This is a genomic window from Nostoc sp., from assembly GCF_036917135.1.
GTDB lineage: Bacteria > Cyanobacteriota > Cyanobacteriia > Cyanobacteriales > Nostocaceae > Nostoc.
The window spans coordinates 1-14,980 of sequence record NZ_JBALEA010000042.1; the positions used below are offsets into that span (position 1 = coordinate 1).

The 14,980-nt window shown below is 42.2% G+C and carries 12 protein-coding genes, 1 tRNA gene and 1 pseudogene; 9 read left to right on the forward strand and 5 right to left on the reverse strand.

Annotated elements, in window-relative coordinates; translation table 11 throughout:
• Window positions 1–586: 586 nt before the first annotated feature.
• Window positions 587–901: a hypothetical protein gene (locus tag V7K50_RS12820; protein ID WP_334960475.1), complete on the reverse strand. Its 315-nt coding sequence runs from the start codon at window positions 899–901 to the stop codon at window positions 587–589.
• 733 nt (window positions 902–1,634) lie between these two features.
• On the opposite strand from V7K50_RS12820, the gene V7K50_RS12825 reads away from it, so the two are divergent.
• The 6 genes and pseudogenes from V7K50_RS12825 to V7K50_RS12845 all read left to right on the forward strand — a co-directional run bounded on the left by V7K50_RS12825 (window position 1,635) and on the right by V7K50_RS12845 (window position 8,925).
• Window positions 1,635–2,246 carry a hypothetical protein gene (locus V7K50_RS12825; protein ID WP_334960477.1) on the forward strand — a complete coding sequence of 204 codons (612 nt, stop codon included), beginning with the start codon at window positions 1,635–1,637 and terminating at the stop codon, window positions 2,244–2,246.
• A gap of 101 nt (window positions 2,247–2,347) precedes the next feature.
• Window positions 2,348–2,421 (forward strand) — tRNA-Val (locus tag V7K50_RS12830).
• A 125-nt stretch (window positions 2,422–2,546) separates the two neighbouring features.
• Entirely contained in the window at window positions 2,547–2,720 is a 174-nt protein-coding gene (locus V7K50_RS30695) for an Arm DNA-binding domain-containing protein (RefSeq protein ID WP_442944587.1), read from the forward strand.
• Window positions 2,721–3,027: 307 nt separating this feature from the next.
• Window positions 3,028–3,196 (forward strand): annotated as a pseudogene (locus V7K50_RS12835) (ISAzo13 family transposase); the annotation flags it as partial.
• Between the two features lie 389 nt (window positions 3,197–3,585).
• Window positions 3,586–8,088, forward strand: coding sequence for a PAS domain-containing protein (locus V7K50_RS12840; protein ID WP_334960479.1), 4,503 nt, complete (start codon window positions 3,586–3,588; stop codon window positions 8,086–8,088).
• Window positions 8,089–8,259: 171 nt separating this feature from the next.
• Complete coding sequence (locus V7K50_RS12845) at window positions 8,260–8,925, forward strand: nitroreductase family protein (RefSeq protein ID WP_334960481.1); 666 nt, start codon at window positions 8,260–8,262, stop codon at window positions 8,923–8,925.
• A gap of 72 nt (window positions 8,926–8,997) precedes the next feature.
• Here the strand turns inward: V7K50_RS12845 and V7K50_RS12850 are convergent, their stop codons facing one another.
• Both V7K50_RS12850 and V7K50_RS12855 read right to left on the reverse strand, forming a co-directional pair.
• Complete coding sequence (locus V7K50_RS12850; protein ID WP_334960483.1) at window positions 8,998–9,282, reverse strand: hypothetical protein; 285 nt, start codon at window positions 9,280–9,282, stop codon at window positions 8,998–9,000.
• 15 nt (window positions 9,283–9,297) lie between these two features.
• Window positions 9,298–9,426, reverse strand: a complete 129-nt coding sequence (locus V7K50_RS12855) for a hypothetical protein (RefSeq protein WP_334960485.1) — start codon at window positions 9,424–9,426, stop codon at window positions 9,298–9,300.
• 152 nt (window positions 9,427–9,578) lie between these two features.
• On the opposite strand from V7K50_RS12855, the gene V7K50_RS12860 reads away from it, so the two are divergent.
• Both V7K50_RS12860 and V7K50_RS12865 read left to right on the forward strand, forming a co-directional pair.
• Entirely contained in the window at window positions 9,579–10,646 is a 1,068-nt protein-coding gene (locus tag V7K50_RS12860; protein WP_334960487.1) for a DEAD/DEAH box helicase, read from the forward strand.
• On the forward strand, window positions 10,643–11,854 hold the full coding sequence (locus tag V7K50_RS12865) for an HNH endonuclease (RefSeq protein WP_334960489.1): 1,212 nt from the start codon (window positions 10,643–10,645) through the stop codon (window positions 11,852–11,854). The genes V7K50_RS12860 and V7K50_RS12865 overlap by 4 nt, the downstream gene beginning before the upstream one ends.
• A gap of 144 nt (window positions 11,855–11,998) precedes the next feature.
• On the opposite strand, the gene V7K50_RS12870 is transcribed toward V7K50_RS12865, so the two are convergent.
• Both V7K50_RS12870 and V7K50_RS12875 read right to left on the reverse strand, forming a co-directional pair.
• Window positions 11,999–12,265 (reverse strand): ribbon-helix-helix domain-containing protein, encoded by a 267-nt coding sequence (locus V7K50_RS12870; protein ID WP_334960491.1) that lies wholly within the window; start codon window positions 12,263–12,265, stop codon window positions 11,999–12,001.
• A gap of 117 nt (window positions 12,266–12,382) precedes the next feature.
• On the reverse strand, window positions 12,383–13,120 hold the full coding sequence (locus V7K50_RS12875) for a Ycf66 family protein (RefSeq protein ID WP_334960493.1): 738 nt from the start codon (window positions 13,118–13,120) through the stop codon (window positions 12,383–12,385).
• A 288-nt stretch (window positions 13,121–13,408) separates the two neighbouring features.
• Here V7K50_RS12875 and gndA point away from each other — a divergent pair, with 288 nt between their 5' ends.
• On the forward strand, window positions 13,409–14,839 hold the full coding sequence (gene gndA, locus V7K50_RS12880; RefSeq protein WP_334960495.1) for an NADP-dependent phosphogluconate dehydrogenase: 1,431 nt from the start codon (window positions 13,409–13,411) through the stop codon (window positions 14,837–14,839).
• Window positions 14,840–14,980 lie beyond the last annotated feature (141 nt).

Below are 14,980 nucleotides of genomic sequence, written 5' to 3' on the forward strand. Positions count from 1 at the left end.
TCAGCTTATGGGTTCAGAAACTTTAATAATTTTAGAGTAAGATGCTTATTGAATTGGCATTTTAATTATTAGTTTAGCATAACAAGTACTGAAGATCCCTAATTTTACACTGTTTAACTTCAAAGCAGACGACAAATGTATAGATTCTTCATGCATACATAGATGAGGGGGAGAAAAGGGGTTGCCGAGGGCAACCCCTTTTCTCCCCCCTTAAAATGATTATCATTCTTGAGAAAACCTGTCTCTTGTTTTTCTTGGAATAATTTATTCTTTGGAAGTCCCTATTAATACTATCAAGCAGCAACTCACCGTACAAGGTTTATTACCTCTTCATGTGTGGACAGATCCAAATCAATGGTTTAGTTTACTGCTCTGTAAGTTGCAAGCATAAAACAAATCAGGTATACCTTACATATATAGAGGTTCTCAGTTGAGTCCAATAGACATTTCCGAAAAAGAATTGTTTTGACGTAGCAGTGCTACGTCTCTACAAGGGTTCTGGGTGACGCATATTTAATTTCTGGAGATGTCTATTAATGTAGATCCCTATTAGTCCAAGTAAGTAAGCTAAGTGTTTAGCCGCTAATTATTGCTGCATTGAAGGTGTGGGAAAAATTCTGCTGAATACAGGAATCCTTGGCTGAGGCTTAGTTACAGTTATATCGGCATTAGCAGCAGATGAGTTCTTAGCTGCCTCAGAGAGGATAGATGGTTTACTATTAGCAGAATTGGCAAAATTACTCAATTGGATAGCGGAAGGTGAATTTGAAGATATGGAGATAATCTTATCAGTATTTTGACTGTTGGTTTTTACCGGAGTTTGAGCTTGAGATGGAGTAATGATGAAAGTCGAACTTGTTCCTAATATCAGTATGAGCAAAGAAGAAATATATTGTTGCATGGGAATTGCTAAAATGGGTCGATAAATATTTAGAGCTTAAAGAAGTTGTGTTTGTTATTAGTTGTAAATAAAATCGCAATTTCCTAAGATAAATCATAGTGCTGTTGTCCAAGAAAATCTGATCGCAGCGATTTATAAATGAATAGACCACTACTGTTAGTACATTAATTCGCTAACAATAACCAAACCTCCCTCAATCACCTTTATTACAAGGCAAAGCGTAGTTTCACTTCTGGCTGATAAAAAAAGAGCGGTTATTTTAACACTATTAAATTGGTTTGATCGAGAGTTAGCAAATAGATATACCTGGAATCATTAACGTTTTTTAATCAACTAACCCAGCACAACTTATTAATAGTATATTTATATATAAGTTATTATTAAAAGAGGAATATTACTGAACTTTCTCAAAAAATGATCTATATAAAATAAACTTTTAATTGGCATATTTAACTAACTAAAGCAGAAAATATATGAATTTTTAATAAAGCCTAAGTTTAATGAAATAGTTACTTAAATAAATACGTATATAATATATTTTTCTGGTGTGGTGGGGACTTCAGTCACAGCACTTTCAACGCGAACAAATGAACTATTGTGTTGAAAGCTGAAAGTCTGACCCCACACCATCCGGGATGTGAGGTAGATGTCTCCTGAGATCGAAGGATACAAAACATATAAACGCTACAATTTATCAGAAAAGTAAAGAAATAGTTAAATCCAGAGTGCCTTCATGATGGCTAATTTGACATCTGTTGACTTTGTTACCGTCCTATCCCAGACTGCGGCTGCGTATCGAGGGCAGGGAGGCATACGCCCGAGTGCTGAAATATTAGTAAATGCGTTGCTACAAGCAGAAAAAGCTGCCAAGGGGCAACGATTGACTTATCCGCTTGAGTCTCTTCTAGGTAAATGGCAACTTTGCTTTGCCACTGGTACTAAGAAAGTCAGAGAACGCGGGGGAATTGTTTTAGGCAAGGGTTTGTATGTACCCAAGTTTATCGCAATCTATATTTCCTTTAATGCCACCTGGGAACAGGATTCAGGCAGAGGTGAAATTGCTAATCAGGTTGAATTCAGCCCAGTTTTATTGAAGCTCACGGGACCAGTGCAATATTTAGGTAAGAAAAATTTATTGGCGTTTGACTTTAACCAGATGCTTATCAGTCTGTTTGGTCATATTGTTTACAACAGAGCAATCCGTTCTGGCAAAGTTCAAACAGAAGATTTCTACAAGCAACCCATAGCTAAACTACCCTTCTTTGCCTTCTTTTTAGTGACGGAAAATTTCATTGCAGCTCGCGGTCGTGGAGGAGGATTGGCATTTTGGATTCGAGAAATTTAAAGACACTGTAAATCAGATATTTTTGGTGGCGGCACCAGGGAAGAGGATTTGACTTGCATTTCCAGATAAGTATATGCTACTATTAGTGATTGTGTGGTTAAGGACGTATAGCTCAGTTGGTTAGAGCGCTACGTTGACATCGTAGAAGTCACTGGTTCGAATCCAGTTACGTCCATTTAGAATCTATATATAGTAAGGGTTTCAGAAGTAACTGGATTTAAACATCATCAGTTTTTACCTCTTATTGACACAAATCTGACCTAGTTTTAGTATCAGATTAGTATCCTAATTTTATATCCTATGTCCAAGGCTCCAACAGGGACTGTACATATAGAGTGCTTCAGGGACAGGTTGCGTTTAAGGTTCACCTACAATAGCAAGCAACACACCTTAGCTCTTAAACTAGCTGACACTCCAGTTAACCGCAAAGTGGCAGAGGGTATAGCCTCATTAACAATTCAAAATTCAAAATGACGCTCTCTACGAGACGCTAAAAGCGTAGCTTGCTTCTCTGAAAGAGTACGCGGACTCGCTTGCCGCCGGCGCTAACAAAATTCCAAATTAAAGACAGTTCAGACGAACGCGAGTGCGTCTCCAAGAGTTGAGAAGTGCCTTGCGCGGGTTCCCCGCGTTGTAGCAACTGACGCTCTTCCTAACGGGGGATTTAAACCCCGATGGTTCCTGAGCGTAGCCGTTGGCGCAGCCTCTCGTAGAGAAGGACTGAAATGGGTGCTATATCTAGATTGCAGGTTCTTAAACCTTTTAATTTCCGATAATCCAATTAGATTGGACATGTGCAGTACTAGAAAATCATCTTCATTGGCAGTATTTTAGATGAACTAGAAACGGCTTTAAATTTTGCTAGCACTATGAAATGGAACGGAAAACATCCAGCCGTTAAGCTAGTACAGGAAAGATATCAAAATGGGGTGAAGCTTACAAAAAAAGCTAGTTTTTCTTGGAATGATTTATTCTTTGGAAGTCCCTAATAAGATTATAATCACCTATTTATAAGTTTTTCAGCGATTTCATCTCTCCCAAATGATTTAGAATTGCTATGACGATCTTCATCGATAATTTGTATTACTGAGTAAATATTTATAGATTATTCTCTGGGAAAAGTGATATAAATTTCATAAGTACGCAGGAATAAAATTATACATTAAAATTATCAAACAAATTAATGCAAAGCAGATGTCAAGAGGGATTCCATAAATTCTATCTAATATGGTAAGATCCTGGCGTTAATGAAGGATTTTAACATTTCTTGAAAAATGTCAAATTTTCTATACTAACCTGCGGAAGGTGGGTTAATATCTACTTGATTAATTAATTCACAATGTCTCAGCAACAGCGCACTCTCTTAATTGTCGATGATTCCCCAGAAGATCGAGAACTCTATCGGCGGTATTTGCTGCGCGATCGCGAATATTCTTACAATATTCTAGAAGCAACGCTAGGACAACAAGGGCTAGAACTTTGGCAGCAACATCAGCCTGATGCTGTGTTGCTTGATTATCGATTGCCCGACTTAGATGGACTGGAATTTCTGGCACAATTGCAACTATTGAGCCAGCAGCCTTGCTTACCTGTGATTGTCGTCACCGGGCAAGGCAATGAGGCGATCGCAGTTAAGGCGATGAAAGCGGGCGCACAAGATTATATTGTCAAAGGGCAAATTACCCCAGAAGGGCTGCAAATAGCTGTAAATACGGCAATTGAAACAGTGCAGCTACGCACCCAACTACAACAGCGGATTGAGCGAGAGCGCGTAGTCTCATATATTACCCGAAAAATTCACCAATCGCTGAGTCTGGATGAAATTCTTCAGACAACTGTAACCGAAGTGCGAGAATTTCTGCACACCGATCGCGTCTTGGTTTTTCAGTTAAAACCTGACGGAGATGGCACAGTAATATCAGAATCAGTTGGGGCAGAGTGGCGATCGCTGCTCTCCCGCACTATGTACGATCCCTGCCTCGCTGAGAACTACCTGGCATGGAATCCGTCGGAAAATGTTACCTACGATCCCGCCTTTGTCGAAAATTATATCCAACGCTATCGTCAGGGTTACGTAACGGCGATATTTGATATTCAAGATAGCACTATTGATCCCTGTCACGTTGAATTGTTGGCTCAGTTTCAAGTGAAAGCTAATCTGGTCGTGCCAATTATTTACGATGACCACTTTTGGGGGTTGCTAATTGCTCATAACTGTGCAACTCCTCGAAGCTGGAAACCCTTAGAGATCGACTTGCTCAAAGAACTGGCGATTCAAGTTGGCATTGCAATTCGACAGGCGCAACTCTATCAGCAAGCACAGAATGAACTGACTGATCGCAAACGGGTAGAAGCAGAATTACGGGAGAACGAACAATGGCTACGATTAGCACTGTCAGCCTCTCGGATGGGAACATGGAACTGGAACATCCAGACGGGAAAAATTTCCTGGTCGGATAACCTGGAAGCCTCATTTGGACTACAACGAGGAGAATTTGACGGCTCATTCGAGATGTTTGCTGCGCGGTTGCACCCAGACGATCGCGATCGCGTGCTGGCAGCCGTCGAGCGTGCTGTCGCCACAGGAGAAGACTATGACATTGAATTTCGGGTAGTATATCCCAACGGCAAAATTCGGTGGGCACTCAGCCAGGGCAAGGTGCTATACGACCAAGACGGGCAACCGATTCAGATGGCGGGGATTGATTTAGATATTACCGAACGCAAAAAGTCAGCCGAAATTCTGCGTGAGAGTGAAGAACGTTTTCGCCAACTCGCAGAAAATATTGATGCGGTGTTCTGGATCAAAGAGGTGTCGGAAAATCAAGTTAGCTATGTCAGTCCTGCATATAAAAAACTGTGGGGATTGAACCCGCAGGAATTGTATCAAGGACAACAAGCATGGGTCGATCGCATTCACCCAGAGGATCGAGAAGCGACAGACAGAGCGTTTCATGAAAAAGCTATCGCAGGTAAATTTGATGAAGAATATCGGATTATTTTACCCGATGGTAGTATTCGCTGGGTTCACGATCGCTGTTTTCCTCTTCGAGATGAAACAGGAGAAATTTATCGGTTTGCAGGTATTGCCGAAGACATCAGCGAACACAAACAGGCAGAGCAAACGCTGCGAGACAGTGAAGAACGCCTGCAAATGGCACTAGAAGGTTCTGGTGGCGGTCTATGGGATTGGAACATTATTACTAATGAAGATTATTTAAGTTCCAGATGGCTGGAAATGCTGGGATATGAAAAAGGAGAGTTACCGGATGACTTTAGCAGTTGGGAGCGACTAATTCATCCTGACGATAAAGTTTGGGTGATGGAACGGTTGAATGCCCATCTTCAGGACGATTCGGTGTCTTACAAATTTGAATATCAGATGTTAACCAAGTCTGGGGAGTGGAAATGGATTTCCAACCACGGAAAAGTAGTTTCGCGCGATCAACAGGGCAATCCCCTGCGAATGGCAGGCATCCATCATGATGTCACCGATCGCAAACAGGCAGAGCTTGCTTTGCGCCAGAGTGAAGAATTTAAGAACCGCATTTTAGAAAGCACTTCTGACTGCATCAAAGTATTAAGCCTTGATGGGCGGCTGCTGTACATGAACACAGGCGGACTGTGTTTAATGGAAATTGACGACTTAAATTCCCATCTCAATACTGAATGGCTCTGTTTCTGGGAAGGCAGCTATCGGCAACAGGCAGAACAGGCACTCGCTGCCGCTAAAACAGGTGAAATCAGCATTTTTCGCGGATACTGCCCAACTGTAAAAGGCACTGCCAAATGGTGGGAAGTGGTCGTTAGCCCGATTCTGGATGCTTTTGGGCAGCTGGAACGAATCTTATTGATTTCACGAGACATCACCGAGCGCAAAAAGACAGAACTCCTATTGCAGGAGAGCGAAGCCCGGTTGAAACTGGCGTACAAAGCTACGCGATCGGGAGTATGGGATTGGGACATTACCCGCAACATCGCTTATGTATCTGAAGAGTACTGCAATCTGTTCGGTTTTGACCCAACCACAGAAGAAGTCAGCTTTGAAGACTGCTTAAGCCGCTTGCACCCAGGCGATCGCACCTCAGCCAATGAAATAGTGAGTCGTACTATTCAGCAACAGCAAGAGTACTATGAAACTGATTACCGCATTTTACACCCTGATGGCATTCGCTGGTTAGCAGCTAGAGCTAAGGTTTTCTATGATGCTGTGGGCAATGGGGTACGAATGCTGGGCAACGTGCAAGATATCACCGATCGCAAACACGTAGAGGAAGAATTACGACAAAGTGAAGAACGCTACCGCTACCTAGCAGAGGCGATTCCGCAACTTGTTTGGACTTGTAATGCCAGTGGTTCGTGCGATTACGCGAATCAACGATTGTGTGACTATACCGGATTGAGCTTTGAAGAGATTTTAGGGCGGGGTTGGTTATCAGCTGTTCATCCAGACGATAGACAAGCGGCTCAATCTATGTGGAAGAATGCTGTGGATCGTGGCAGTAGCTATCGCCACGAATACCGCTTTAAAAGAGCTGCTGATCGCAACTACCGTTGGCATTTGGTACTGGGACTGCCGCTAAAAGACCAACAGGGACAGGTAGTAAAATGGTTTGGCACCTGCACAGATATTCACGATCAAAAGGAACTGGAAGTTGAACGCAATCGCCTACTTGCCCAAGAGCAAGCAGCCAGAGCCGAAGCCGAACGCGCCAATCGGATCAAAGATGAATTTTTGGCGGTTCTCTCCCACGAATTGCGATCGCCTCTCAACCCAATTCTCGGCTGGACAAAACTGCTGCAAACCCGCAAATTTAGTGAAACCAAAACGGCTGAAGCCCTAGCCACCATTGAACGCAACGCCAAATTGCAAACTCAACTGATTGATGACTTACTCGATGTCGCCAAGATTCTGCGCGGCAAACTCAGCATCGAGGCTACTCCTGTGAATATGGTATTTGTGATTGAATCTGCGATCGACACGGTAAGAACCGCAGCGATTGCTAAATCAATTCTGTTGCATCCGGTACTGCCGAACATTGGGCAAGTCTCTGGAGATCCTAACCGCCTGCAACAGATCGTTTGGAATTTACTTTCTAACGCGATCAAGTTTACCCCTAACGGAGGACGGGTAGAAATCCGACTAGAGCTAGTCGATAATCAGGCGCAGATTACCGTCAGTGATACTGGTAAAGGCATTAACCTTGAGTTTCTCCCACATATTTTTGAGTCATTTCGTCAGGAAGATGTCTCAATTACTCGTAAGTATGGCGGGTTAGGATTGGGGTTAGCGATCGTCCGGCAGTTAGTTGAGGCTCACGGCGGCACCATCATGGCTGATAGTCCAGGTGTTGGCTTGGGAGCCACCTTTACAGTCCAGCTGCCACTGCTGAATATTGAACCGGAAATTAAGCAGACAGATGAGTTGCCACAACCAGCACTCGAACTTACAGGGATTCGAGTCCTCACAGTTGATGATGACCCTGATGCCCGTGAGCTATTAACAGTATTGCTTGCTGAATACGGAGCGCAAGTCCTGACTGTTTCCTCTGCGGCAGAAGTGTTGGCAAACCTAGAGTCCTTTCAACCCGATGTCTTAGTCAGTGATATTGGAATGCCCGAAGTTGATGGCTATACCCTGATTCAACAAATCCGCACTTTAACCCCCGAAAAAGGCGGACAGATTCCCGCGATCGCTTTGACTGCTTATGCCAGAGTTGAGGATTCCCAGCGAGCTATAACCAGTGGCTATCAACGGCACGTTACCAAACCCCTTGATCCAGAAGAGTTAGTTCAAGCTGTGGTGGCACTTAAAAAAATTGACTTGGGCAAACAGTTTTAGCCTTAACTGAACTGTATTGGTCTTTAGGTTGGATTTATTGAAAACGGCGGGAAACTCCATCCCCTTGCGGGTGGAGGTTTTTATTTTTGTTTCAAGAATAAATAAATTTGCTTGTATCCTAATTATGAATTACAAATTATTTGGTCATAACCCAACAATCAGGAGAATATCATGAGTTCCATCACTCAAATCCAACCTTTAGATGTACCCAGTGCGATCGCTAAACGTCGTTCTATCAAAACCTTTAAAACAGACCCCATCGCCCCAGAACTGCTCAAGCAACTGGTAGAGTTGACCGTGGCAGCGCCCAGCAGCTATAATATTCAAGGGTGGCAAATTATTCTCGTGCAAGATGAGGCGCAAAAAGCAGCCTTATCAGCAGCATCGTGGAATCAACAGCAAATTATCCAAGCACCAGTTACCTTTGTGTTCGCTGCCGATGCCAGTGCATCTGAAAAAAACTTGACCCCGATAATTGAACAGGCTCTTGCAACTGGGGCATGGAATGAAGGCACAGCGAATTATTTTAAAAGTGCTATTCCGCAATTTCAACAGGGGCTGGGAGACAAGCAACGGGAGTATGCGATCAAAGATGCGATTATTGCTGCTACCCATTTAGTCTTAGCAGCCGAAAGTCTGGGTTTATCTACCTGTTTTATGAATGGTTGGCTTGAAGACAAGGTAAAAGAAGTGATTGGTGCTGGGGATAATCCAGATTTAGCGATCGCTGTTTTAGTTCCTGTTGGCTATGCAGCTGAACCACGCTTAAATCCTGGTCGTTTGCCATTCTCCTCCAACGTCTCTGTAGACAGAATCGGTAATCCTTATGCAGGGTAGCTTCCCTAAAATAGCCTGATGGAAATAGTGAAACCCAATATCATCTTAGGTTAACGTTGGGTTTCACTACATTCAACTAGGCTGATTATTTGGTGGTATTTGTTCCGATGGTGTTTCCGCCGGCGGAGCGAGTACCGCATCTGGAGTAATTTCTTCTACAGGAATTGGTTGTTTGTCCTCAATTTCAAAATCTGGTTGGGCTGCTTCCACCAATTCAGCAGATGGGGGATGTGGTGGTATCGCTTCCGGTACAGTCTCGATTTTTACTTCGGTGTTGGTAGTAACTGTCTCCTCTGCTGGTTGTTCGGGTATGACAGTAGTTTTTTCGATAATCTCAATAACAGGTTGCTCTGCCAAAACAGAGGTAATGTCTTAAGGTTTGGGGGTTGTGGGTGTCTTTTTACTCACAGTCTGTTGCACCTTGTCTTTCGCGCCACTGAAGGTGCTACCAAGACCTTTTTGCAACTGGACTAGCCGTTCCTGAAAGAACAACTTATTCACCTAATTCTAAATAAATATCCTGGTAATTAGTTAGACAGCGCTCTGGGTTTGGGAATACTGACAATTAGGGTAATGAATTGCTGCAATCCGTTGATTTAGCCCTAGTTCCAGCCTTTCCCCTAAAGCACTGTCTTTCTAGGATTTTAGATATTATGACAACTGTTCAAGTTACATACGCAGGTCTAATCGAAGTAAAAAGGGGTGAGGCTCCCAAAGAGCTATACTCCCACCAGAACGAAGCAATCAAAGCACTGAATGAAACTAATAAAAATGCCTTTGAAGGCTTGCTAGTTCTACCTACGGGTGGCGGAAAAACTTTAACGGCAGTTCACTGGCTACTACGTAATTTTATTAACAAAAATAAAAAGGTTCTGTGGATTGCTCATCGCCATGAATTACTTGACCAAGCACTTGAGACACTTCAACTTAGTGCCTATTCATCATTATTGAGTAATGTATCAGGATTTAGATACCGCATTATCTCAGGTCATCCTAAACATGATCGACCTGTAAACATTGAAAAGACGGATGACATCATCATTGCCAGTAAAGATAGTCTAAACAGTGGGCTTGATCACTTGTTGAACAACTGGGTCGGTCACTTACAGGAAGTTCTTTTGGTTGTAGATGAAGCGCACCATGCAACAGCTAAGACATATCGTAAATTGATTAATGCTGTCAAGGATAATCTAAAAAAACGAGGTCATAATAACGGCTTTAAAATGCTGGGACTAACGGCTACCCCCTTTAGAACAGATGAGAGTGAGAAGAGTTTGCTAAAGTTAGTTTTTCCAAATGATATTATCTTTTCCGAACATCTGAGAAATTTAATTGCCAGGGGAATCCTTGCTGAACCGATTTTTGAGAACTTAAAAACGAACATAGAAATCAAGCAAAAATTGAATGAATTGAATGCAAGGCAAATCAAAAATATCGAAGATTTTGACAGGCTGCCAAAGGACATTGCTGAGAAGATTGCTCAATCTAGTACGCGTAACAATCAAATTGTTGACCATTATATTAACAATAGGAAAAAATACAAGCTACTTCTATTATTTGCAATTGATGTAGAACACGCAATAACTTTAAACGCACTGTTTAAAGCTAAAAAAGTTAATTCTGATTTTGTTGTATCTTCAGTTAAAGATTTAACTACAGGTGCTACATTTTCTGCCAAGGAAAAATCAGAAAATTCAGAAATGGAGAGCTTGAAGTATTGATAAATGTAGAAATGTTGACTGAAGGAACAGATTTACCTAAGCTACAAACTGTTTTTCTTACACGACCAACCGCCTCTACAATACTAATGACACAAATGATTGGTCGGGCTTTGCGTGGGCAAAAAGCAGGCGGTACAGAAAACGCTTACGTGGTCAGTTTTATTGATAACTGGGAAAACAAAATTAACTGGGTGAACCCAGAAAAACTTCATTTTGAAGAAGATGCAGAATTTATTGTAAAAGGAATTCCATCAAATAATAGAACTGCTCGGCTGATATCTATTGAAATGATCGAAGAATTCGCTCGTATCATGGATAACTCCATTGATACTAGTGGTTTAGAAAAACTAGACTTTTTGAAGAGGATTCCTATTGGAATTTATCATTTTTCCATTCTCGAACCATCCGAAGGATATGAGCCTAATCCTAGACCTTATGATGTATTGTTGTATGACGATACAGAAGAAGCATACGACAATTTTGTTAACGATTTGAAGACTCTATTCCAAAGTATTGATTTACAAGATAGGGAAATATTGACCGAACCAGAACTTGAAAAGCTTTGGCAAACTGCAAAGCAAATTTATTTTCATGACTATCAAACTTTGCTTGGTTACAGAGATGAAGATGTAAAAAATATCTTGCGTTTCTATGCTCAAAAGCAAATCCCACCAGCATTTCTAGCTTTTAGCGAGAGAAGAAAGTGTGATTTATCTATCGTAGCAAGACATATCTACGATAATTCGTTAGGTCGTAGAGCAGAGTCTGACTATATCAACTCAATTTGGAATGATGAAAAGTCTTTTTGGCAAGTTATATTCAGCTACAACCAGTTATATTTCATGAAGCAATTGGACGATGAAATTAGGAAGATTACTAATCCAGATATATACGGTAATGTATCCATATCAATACCAAGTGTAATTCCTGACACTGTACCAATAGAGAAATTAACTCTATATGAAATCAAAGAGCGAGATATTCTTGAATACAGAAAAATTAAAAATGCTGTATTCGCCAAGCAAACAGATACAAAAGGGTTTATAACTTGTGCAGCCAGTGGAGTTAAAACTCAGATGCGGAGAGATTTTCAAATTGATCACATTAAACCTATGTCTCAAGGTGGTTTAACTACCATAGATAATCTGCAACTGCTGACACGTAAAGCTCATGTAGAGAAAACCCGTATAGAGAATACAAGACGATAGTCTTTGAGGGATATCTCTGTATTCGTAGGTAATCTAAATCTTTCTGGTTTGGCAGGTTTAAAATATATGGTGTCACTCAAAAGAGACTTATGACCTTAACCCTGAACTTGCCACCAGAATTAGAACAGTATCTTGCACAAGAAGCTAAACAGCAAGGGCTTTCTGTTGGCGTAATTTTTCTGACAGTCGCGCCATCACCACTTCGCCGTCTATTACATCTCCACGTTCTATAGAAGCAAGCCCAACAGCTATTTTTTTATGGGTTTCTTCTTCCCATTCCTTATAACCCTTTTCCCATTCTTCCAGCAGTTTCAATGCTTTAGCAATCACATCTTCAGCATTTTCATATCTACCTGTAGCAATTCGGGTTTGTATAAATTGCTCGTATTCCGCCTTAAGTTGGATGTTCATAATTGTTATTCCTAGTTAGTATCGTTCTGAATTAGCGTTTGAAATTAGCCCTAAAATAGCCTGATGGAAATAGTGAAACCCAACATCATATTAGGTTAACGCTGGGTTCCACTACATTCAACTAGCTTGATTAGGTGGTATTTGTTCCCGTGGCGTTTCCGCCGGGGGAGCGAGTACCGCATCTGGAGCAATTTCTTCTACAGGAATCGGTTGCTTGTCCTCAATTTCAAAATCTGGCTGCGCGGCTTCCACCAACTCAGGAGATGGGGGATGTGGTGGAATCGCTTCCGGTACACTCTCGGTTTTGGCTTCGGTGTCAGTAGTAACTGTCTCCTCTGCTGGTTGTTCTGGTATAGCAGTTGTTTTGTGGATAATCTCAACAGCAGGTTTCTCTGCTATTACAGAGGTAATGTCTTCAGGTTTGGGGGTTGTGGGTGTTTTTTTACTCCCAGTCTGTTGCACCTTGTCTTTCACGCCACTGAAGGTGCTACCAAGACCTTTTTGCAACTGGCCCAGCCGTTCCTGAAGGGACAACTTATTTACCTGTTCCTGAATGCCAGTTCTCACCGTCTCAGCACTGGGTACTTGGGTTTGTTGTGCCTGGGGGGTCAATTGCCGACGTAATGATAGAGTTTGCCAGCCAAACCAGACCAAAAGAGCCACACTTGCCACATGACCCAGCAACAAACCCCCAGTGATGCGTGGTGCAAACACCCATAATACTAAGGCGTAGAACAGCCCTACACCACTCCAGATAAAGTCATTCTTGCGATGGATTTCTGGAAAAAAGAAAGCTGCTATATAAATGGCTAAACTACCAAGACCGACCACCAAAGCTAGGACAAATGCCAGCATTATTTGGTTACTCCTTTCACTATTGGGGATTGGGGATTGGGTATTGGGTATTGGGTACTAGGAAAGAATTTCTCAGTCCCCAGTCCCTAATCCCCAGTCCCCAATCCCTTAATTAACAATTTTGCAAGTCAATTGTTGATTTAGATACAAATTAAAATTAATTATCCCTGTTAGTTGTGGATATTTGTCATTTATATCAAGTCTTAAGGTCTTCTTTAGGGGAGAAGGGAAAATATCGGACTACCCTTAAAGTAAAAGGATCTGCAAGAGTTAGCCCAGAAATTTTTTATGACACTACAAAGCTTTGGTGTGATTGGATTAGCCGTTATGGGTGAGAACATCGCTCTCAACGTGGAGCGCAATGGCTTCCCAATTGCAGTTTACAACCGCTCCCGAGAAAAAACGGATGCGTTTATGGCGCAACGTGCGCCAGGAAGGAACGTCAAAGCCGCCTTTACTCTAGAAGAATTCGTTGCCTTATTGGAACGTCCCCGCAAAATTCTAGTAATGGTGCAAGCTGGTAAGCCAGTGGATGCGGTGATTGCTCAACTCAAACCCTTGTTAGACGAAGGCGATATCATTATCGACGGTGGCAACTCTTGGTTTGAAGATACAGAACGACGCACTCAGGAATTAGAACCCGCAGGGCTTCGGTATCTTGGTATGGGTGTCAGTGGCGGTGAAGAAGGAGCGCTGAATGGCCCTTCACTGATGCCTGGAGGTACAACAAGCTCTTACGAGTTTTTATCACCAATTTTCAACAAAATTGCTGCCCAAGTAGATGATGGCCCTTGTGTAACCTATATTGGCCCTGGTGGTTCTGGCCACTATGTCAAAATGGTACACAATGGTATTGAGTATGGCGATATGCAGCTAATTGCTGAAGCCTACGACTTGCTGAAAAATGTCGCTGGATTAAACCCCAGTCAGCTACATGATGTGTTTGCTGAATGGAACACCACCGATGAACTCGATTCATTTTTGATTGAGATTACGAAGAATATCTTCCCATATCTTGACCCAGAAACAAATAAACCCCTGGTAGATTTGATTGTTGACGCAGCCGGTCAAAAGGGAACTGGACGCTGGACTGTGCAAACTGCGTTGGAATTGGGAGTTGCTATTCCCACAATTACAGCAGCAGTTAATGCCCGGATTATATCTTCTATTAAAGAGGAGCGGGTTGCAGCATCGAAAGTCCTCACCGGACCCAGTGGCAAGTATGACGGGCAAACTAAGGACTTTATCAATAAAGTACGCGATGCTCTCTATTGCTCAAAAATCTGTTCTTATGCTCAAGGGATGGCGTTGCTATCCACAGCTTCAAAAACATATAACTGGAATTTGGATCTGGGCGAAATGGCGCGGATTTGGAAAGGTGGTTGTATTATTCGCGCTCGCTTTTTGAATAAGATTAAAAAGGCTTTTAGCGAAAATCCAGCTTTGCCTAACTTGCTGTTAGCTCCCGAATTTAAGCAGACAATTCTCGATAGACAGACTGCTTGGCGGGAAGTGATTGCGACAGCTGCAACAGTAGGAATTCCAGTACCCGCATTTAGTGCATCCTTGGATTATTTTGACAGCTATCGCCGCGATCGCTTACCTCAAAATCTAACTCAAGCACAACGCGATTACTTTGGCGCACATACTTACCTGCGTCTCGATAAGCCGGGAAGCTTCCATACTGAATGGGTGCCCATTGCTGAAGCTAAGAAGTAAATTTTCACACATCCACATCAGGATATTGTGAAAGGTTAAAAAGTTTCAGAATATAGTTTTAAGAGTGGCTCTGAGTTTCAGAGCCACTTTCTTTTTAATGCTGAGTTAATGAAGTATTATAAAATTTACTATAGCAGTTAT

Coding starts and splice junctions, on each gene's coding strand:
- V7K50_RS12820 (WP_334960475.1), bottom strand. CDS start 901: ATGCAACAATATATTTCTTCTTTGCTCATACTGATATTAGGAACAAGT.
- V7K50_RS12825 (WP_334960477.1), top strand. CDS start 1,635: ATGATGGCTAATTTGACATCTGTTGACTTTGTTACCGTCCTATCCCAG.
- V7K50_RS30695 (WP_442944587.1), top strand. CDS start 2,547: ATGTCCAAGGCTCCAACAGGGACTGTACATATAGAGTGCTTCAGGGAC.
- V7K50_RS12840 (WP_334960479.1), top strand. CDS start 3,586: ATGTCTCAGCAACAGCGCACTCTCTTAATTGTCGATGATTCCCCAGAA.
- V7K50_RS12845 (WP_334960481.1), top strand. CDS start 8,260: ATGAGTTCCATCACTCAAATCCAACCTTTAGATGTACCCAGTGCGATC.
- V7K50_RS12860 (WP_334960487.1), top strand. CDS start 9,579: ATGACAACTGTTCAAGTTACATACGCAGGTCTAATCGAAGTAAAAAGG.
- V7K50_RS12870 (WP_334960491.1), bottom strand. CDS start 12,265: ATGAACATCCAACTTAAGGCGGAATACGAGCAATTTATACAAACCCGA.
- V7K50_RS12875 (WP_334960493.1), bottom strand. CDS start 13,120: ATGCTGGCATTTGTCCTAGCTTTGGTGGTCGGTCTTGGTAGTTTAGCC.
- gndA (WP_334960495.1), top strand. CDS start 13,409: ATGACACTACAAAGCTTTGGTGTGATTGGATTAGCCGTTATGGGTGAG.